Here is a 1,166-nt window from a genome sequence, read left to right on the forward strand (position 1 = left end):
CGTCCGCGTGAATGAAGGCCGCGATCTGCTCGTACTCGTGGCGCGCGATGTCGAAGACTCGCGCACGCTCCGTATTGGTCCGGCGGTACATGTGGAGGTGACTGCGGAGGGACTCACTGTCCGCGGACCTCAGGTTCGTATCCAGCAACATCTTCCAAACAAGCGCTCGGGCCTCCCGGCGCTCGGGGGGTGCGTCCGCGGGCAAAGGCCGCTCGACCTCGAATCGTTGTCGAACCCAGCGAAAGAAGGACCACACCTGCGAGCGGACCTCGATGCTTCCCTCGGGGAGCGGGTACGGATAGTTGTCCGCGACGTAGATCGCGTTCTCTTCGAGTGCCAGCGCAAGCCTCGCGCGGAGAATCCTGTCCGCGGTGTACTCGGCAAGCTGGCCGGGGAACAACGGATCGAACAGGCCCACGGGCATCTCGAAGTGCCTGTGGTGACCGTGCGGGCGAGTGACGATGCTGACCGCCGGGCGCCGCGTATCGGTCGGATTCCTCTCGTCGTAAGTGTGAACGGCGATTTTCAACAGCGCCGACTCGAGCATGCTCTCCATGGCTGCCGAGATCGGGTCGTAGTAGTCCTCGAGCAGCTCGCGCTTCTGCGCGTGATCGAGGTACTGGGAAAACGGATGGTTGATCGCGAAGCGATCCAGGAAGTCCGCGCGCGGCGGCGTGGTCCCCGGGAACCGGCCGAAGTCCAGCAGGACGCGAGCGGTCGTCACCCGCAGGTAGTCCCCCAGGTGCAACGCGGAGGCCAGGGCGCTGGCCACGAGCTCGGCTCCCCAGTCTCTCTCTCGCCTGTACGCTTCGTGCAGCTCTGCTTCGGGGACACCCCGAAGGAAACGAGCCGGCACACACGGACCGTCGTGGATCACGTCGATCGCGATTCGGTTCCGGAACGCCGCAAGACACGGCGTCCCCTCGGGGTCGGGCTCGACCGCGATGCGCTCGACCGGGGGTAGATCGTCGGTCACGATGTCGGGGGCTAGAAGATGTTCCACGGGGCCCCATCTTAGCCGTTTTGCCGGTCTTTTCGCGACTGCTACGGCCGCGGGGAGGAAAGTCGCAGCGCGAGCAATCGGGTCGAAGTACAATTCCACCGTCCGAGAGGGATACACCATGAAGGCGATGCGCGTCGGGGGTTGGGCGACGTTCTGGATGATC

General features: G+C 64.8%; 1 protein-coding gene. It reads right to left on the reverse strand.

Translation table 11 applies throughout. The annotated features are described in order from the left end of the window. Positions 1-1,003, reverse strand: a 1,003-nt coding sequence (locus GY725_04835; protein ID MCP4003500.1) for an N-formylglutamate amidohydrolase, incomplete at its 3' end; no start/stop codon positions are given. Between the last annotated feature and the right edge of the window lie 163 nt (positions 1,004-1,166).

It is taken from the genome of bacterium, from assembly GCA_024226335.1.
Classification (GTDB): domain Bacteria; phylum Myxococcota_A; class UBA9160; order SZUA-336; family SZUA-336; genus JAAELY01.